The sequence below is a fragment of the Vibrio sp. YT-18 genome (assembly GCF_033337345.1).
Lineage (GTDB): Bacteria > Pseudomonadota > Gammaproteobacteria > Enterobacterales > Vibrionaceae > Vibrio > Vibrio alginolyticus.
On the sequence record NZ_JAWOQO010000049.1, the window covers coordinates 1 to 3,821 of the forward strand.

The window sequence follows — 3,821 nt, forward strand, 5'->3', positions numbered from 1 at the left end:
CAGGCGCTATCGTGACTGAGCTTATTCCAGTCGACCAAGAAATTAAGAAGCACTTTGAAGCTTCAATGAAAACAGTTCAAGGCTAAAAAATGTCTGTATGCGTCACCGTCGTTAACCAGTATGGCAATTTGAAAGCAACAAAAACGCCTGTTGCGGATTGCCAAGAATACGTGCTGATTTCGGCGGTGGACTACCAAGAATATAAGGAACCAGTCCTCTTTAACGGTGACTTGTTCCTGTATGTCAGTGGCGTGCTCTTGATCAACATGGTCGTTGGTCACTGGGTGGGTCGTGTTGTTCGCCTTATGAGTAAAAGGTAAATCTTATGAAAAAACTAGAACTTGTTGTAAATAACGTAAAACACGCAGTCGTAAACAAAAAAACCGCAGCTGGCGCTGCTCTTATGGTCGCGTCTGTCTCTCCGGCGTTCGCTGAAGTCGATATCACGGGCGCAATCAACTCTGCGGTATCCGGTGGTCAAGCTAACGTATCACTGGTTGTGGCGGGTCTGATTGGTATGGCTGCACTGGGCTTTGGTGTGACAATGGTTGTTGGCTTCTTACGTCGCTAACGGCTCACCTCTATGCCTCCTTTATCGGGTAATTTACTTGGAGATGTTCTCGCTATCGTTCTAGGTGTTGCCTTTGCGGGGGCATTCCTCCACGGCTTTGTGAGTGGCATCAATACTCACTAATCAACGGATAAGGGAGCTTCGGCTCCCTTTTTTAATGGTGCAAATGTGAATAAGTCACTCGTTTTACTTTTGTTTTCTTGCTTGTTCCTGTCATGGCATGCAAGCGCAGCTCAACCAACTTACGCTGTGAGAGATGTTATCGCTTATCCCGACTGCAAACTGTCTAGGGGGATGAGAGTTAACCCTTATTCTTATGTCTCTTGTTATGAAAATAAGTTTGTTCGATACAAGGACTTCTCCACAACGTCATGTTACATGGATAGTGATGAGTTCGGCTTACGTATAATGTGTAATACCGACAGTTCTTCTTTCCCAAAAATTCAAACTGTATGGTTCCGTCATGATACGGCTAAGTGTCCAGCTGACTATGAATTGATAAATGATGGTGACGGTGTCACCTGTGAACCCATCGTTCCTCCGTGCGAGTATGGGGAGAATCCTGACGGCTCATGTATGGACGCTTGCCAGTTCAAACAGTCTATTGGCGATACCGTGAAATTGTACTGGCACCCTGCCATTTACGGCGAATTGGTGACGGGCGCTTGTTACGGTGATTACGGTGCCACTCGATGTGAAGTCACTAAGAACGAATCCACCATTATTTGTACTGGCGTTCCTGATGGACAGTACACGCCCGACTCTCAATGTTCTCTCAAGTTCGCGTTCACTGGTCGTCAGTGTGAAGGTGGCACTTTGTTTTGGGGCGATAAGGGACCGGATGAACCCATCATTCCACCCGATGAACCGGAAGACCCAACCCATGACCCTGACGACCCAACAGGCGAGATTGAAGACCCAAGTGTCCTACCCGATGATTCAACAAACACGATCAATCCCGGTGACGTTGATGATGAACCGGATGTAGAAGACCCTGATACGGATGAATCGACAGACACGGCAGTCCTTTCTGCTATTAAAGGGCTTAACGTGGATGTGAACAAAGGCATTCATGATCTTAACGTCGATATCAACCAGTCACACGCGGACATCACCAACGCGGTCATTGATGTGAAAGGCTCTTTGGTTGATAACACTCAAGCCATTCAAGAGCAGCAAATCAATGACAACAAGATTTATAAAAACACCAAGGCACTCATCCAACAGGCCAACGGCGACATCACTACGGCGGTGAACAACAATACCAACGCGACCATTGGTATTCGTAACGATTTAAAAGGGCTTGGTGATTCCGTGGGCGAACTCGATAGCAGCTTAAATGCGATTGAGGGTCTATTGACTGGCTCTGAGTTTGGTACACCTACGGGCACCGCTATCACTGGCGAAATCTTCACGGCAGAAGACTTTGCCATCCTGCAAACCACGATAGATGAAAAAGCCGAATACATCCAAGGCTATGTGGACGACATCAAAGGCTTAATCACTATCGGCACCAACTTCAATAACGGCACATTAAGCGACAAGTCTTTTAACATCAAAGGCGCAACCGTTGAATCAGGACTACAGCGTTTTGATGCGGTATCGGGGTATGTTCGCCCTGTCGTGCTGTTCATTTGTGCCTTAATCGCCCTTTGGGTTCTGTTTGGTAATCGGAGTAAATAACATGGAATACATCTACTCAGCATTAGAGTTTATTGCCAACATTGGGCAAACCTTTCTCGACTTCTTTGATGTGGCGATTGAATGGATAAAGAACGTGTTTGAATACGGCGCGATGTGGCTTATCTCAGTATGGTTCGATATCAAGATTGCCTCGATACAAATCGCACTCAAGATTGCGCAGCTGCTGCTCGAAGAATATGGCGTCTATACGCTTGTCGAAGACCGCTTTAATGCGCTTCCCTCTGATGTCCGTTATATCTTGACCGAATACGGCGTCACCTCTGGGCTACGTGTCATCTTTGATGCGTTCGCTACGTCTTTAGTTATGCGTTTCTTTAACTGGTGATTGAATGGCTACTTCATTTCGATACGGTCACGGTGGCTCTTACAAATCGGCTTGCGCCGTGTGGTTTGACTTACTGCCTGCACTGCGTGAAGGTCGAATTTGCATTACCAACATTCATGGCATGCAGCCACTTGAAGTGATTGAACAACGCCTTGGTGAAAAGTTCCCTGATACAGCTCGGCTCATTCGCATTAGCTCTCGCAATCCTGAAGGCTTCGAGCTTTGGAAATACTTTTTCTGTTGGGCGCCCATTGGGGCGTTCATCCTCATTGATGAGTGTCAGCAAATCTTCTCGGTCAATGCAGGTTTCAAAATGGCGAACATACACAAGCGCCCTTTCACTGACTTTGAGCCTCACTTACCGGAAGGATTTTCCGAGCTGTTTCACTCTCGTTGGCTAACGATTGATACATCCAGTTTGGACAATGGCGAGATAGACGATTGCCAACGCACACGCTTTGATGAGCAAGGACGCATCATCTATCCCGAGAACTTTAACAACGCCTTTATGGAGCACCGGCACTACAACTGGGACATTGTGTTGCTCACGCCTGACTTTGCTCAAATACCGAAAGAGTTAAAAGGTGTTGCGGAGTTGGCCAAGCAACATAAGGGTAAAGATGGGATCTTCTTTTCCAACCGTAAACCGCGCATCTTGGAACATGACCCGACTCGAACGGTCACCAAACCAAGCAAAGACGATGTGGTTTATAACCTCAAGGTGCCGCTTGATGTCCACCTACTCTACGCCTCGACCGTCACGGGGCAAATCACCAAATCGGGACTTGGAAAGAACATCTTTCTTAACCCGAAATTCTTAGCAGCTATGGCACTGGTCGTGCTTTCATTTGGGTACTTAGTTTATGCGCTTATTGGTATGGTTTCTGATTCTGAGACGACAACTGCGGAAGGAACGCAGCTTCATCAAACTTCGCAGCAAGGTGGCGTTTCGACTTCGCAAGGTCAAGCACGTTCTGGTCAAAGTGGTTCGCCTGGTTCTGTCATGGGTTCTAGTGGTTCTGGCTGTACGGGTTCTGGTTGCGGGAATGAGTCTTATCATGACGTAGGCACCGTTCCTGCTTGGTTCCCACTGGCGAACTCAGAGAGTATCTATGTTTCTGCCGTGGAACGTTGGCACAAAGCCACCTCGATACACGTCAACGTGCATTTTGAGGTTGTCACACCACGCGGTGTGACTTACCTCGATGACGGATTCCTAAA

6 protein-coding genes are annotated in these 3,821 nt (G+C 47.3%); all 6 read left to right on the top strand.

Annotated elements, in window-relative coordinates; genetic code table 11:
- Window positions 1-86, top strand: an 86-nt coding sequence (locus R7M72_RS24080) for a DUF1293 family protein (RefSeq protein ID WP_318056353.1), incomplete at its 5' end; no start/stop codon positions are given.
- A gap of 3 nt (window positions 87-89) precedes the next feature.
- The gene (locus R7M72_RS24085; protein ID WP_005477619.1) at window positions 90-320 is read left to right on the top strand and encodes a hypothetical protein; all 231 of its coding nucleotides are present in this window, start codon (window positions 90-92) and stop codon (window positions 318-320) included.
- 5 nt (window positions 321-325) lie between these two features.
- The gene (locus R7M72_RS24090; RefSeq protein WP_005495000.1) at window positions 326-571 is read left to right on the top strand and encodes a hypothetical protein; all 246 of its coding nucleotides are present in this window, start codon (window positions 326-328) and stop codon (window positions 569-571) included.
- Window positions 572-739: 168 nt separating this feature from the next.
- Window positions 740-2,254, top strand: a complete 1,515-nt coding sequence (locus R7M72_RS24095) for a hypothetical protein (protein WP_130545387.1) — start codon at window positions 740-742, stop codon at window positions 2,252-2,254.
- Between the two features lies 1 nt (window position 2,255).
- The gene (locus R7M72_RS24100; protein ID WP_017636216.1) at window positions 2,256-2,600 is read left to right on the top strand and encodes a DUF2523 family protein; all 345 of its coding nucleotides are present in this window, start codon (window positions 2,256-2,258) and stop codon (window positions 2,598-2,600) included.
- Between the two features lie 4 nt (window positions 2,601-2,604).
- On the top strand, window positions 2,605-3,821 hold a 1,217-nt coding region (locus tag R7M72_RS24105), incomplete at its 3' end, for a zonular occludens toxin domain-containing protein (protein ID WP_318056352.1).

What these genes read in the sequence shown, in the direction of transcription:
- R7M72_RS24090 (WP_005495000.1), top strand. Translation starts at nt 326, where the DNA reads ATGAAAAAACTAGAACTTGTTGTAAATAACGTAAAACACGCAGTCGTA.
- R7M72_RS24100 (WP_017636216.1), top strand. Translation starts at nt 2,256, where the DNA reads ATGGAATACATCTACTCAGCATTAGAGTTTATTGCCAACATTGGGCAA.
- R7M72_RS24085 (WP_005477619.1), top strand. Translation starts at nt 90, where the DNA reads ATGTCTGTATGCGTCACCGTCGTTAACCAGTATGGCAATTTGAAAGCA.